1 protein-coding gene is annotated in these 621 nt (G+C 63.3%); it reads right to left on the reverse strand.

Going from position 1 to position 621, the window contains the following annotated elements:
* Positions 1-105: 105 nt before the first annotated feature.
* Complete coding sequence (locus DRB06_RS16975) at positions 106-336, reverse strand: transposase (RefSeq protein ID WP_111820280.1); 231 nt, start codon at positions 334-336, stop codon at positions 106-108.
* Between the last annotated feature and the right edge of the window lie 285 nt (positions 337-621).

Here is a 621-nt window from a genome sequence, read left to right on the forward strand (position 1 = left end):
GGAGTCGATGCATCTCGCAGATCAGCGGGACGGGCGGCCTGGCTCCGCCGCGAAGAAAGCCGACGCGCTCCTCAAAATCGCGTTAGCCCGCCGCAGCTCGCGTACTTACTTCTCCAGCTGCCTGATCCGTTCAGCATCCTGACTGGTGGTTCCCGGCCGGGCGCCCGCGTCGACCTCGGCCTTCTTGACCCAGGTACGCAGCGCCTCGGGGTGGACGCCCAACTCCTCGGCGATCCTCCAGGTTCGCCCCCTTAGACCTCTCCGGGTCCCTACGGGCCTCCACAGCCATCCGGGTAGCCCGCTCCCGCAACTCCTCAGGGTACTTCCTCGGTGCACTCATGACAGTGATCCTTCCGTGCATTCACTGCCTCCATCAAACCCGGTGCAGTTCACTGGAGCACTACCACCGGAATCGGGCCTAGAAGCAACATCCGCGTATTTCCAAGGAAAAACGCCGATCAGCCCAGCCTGCCCAGATCACCCTTGCGTGCAAACACGCAGTGCCTGACCAGGCGAACCAATCGTCAACAAGAGCTACTTCTCGACCGCCCGTTACCTTGTTTGTGGTCGCCGGTGAAGGAGTGCCGGTGGCTGGGCCAGCCGCTGTGGGCACGGGTGTCT

It is taken from the genome of Actinomyces sp. Z5, from assembly GCF_003287795.1.
GTDB classification, from domain to species: Bacteria; Actinomycetota; Actinomycetes; order Actinomycetales; family Actinomycetaceae; genus Actinomyces; species Actinomyces glycerinitolerans.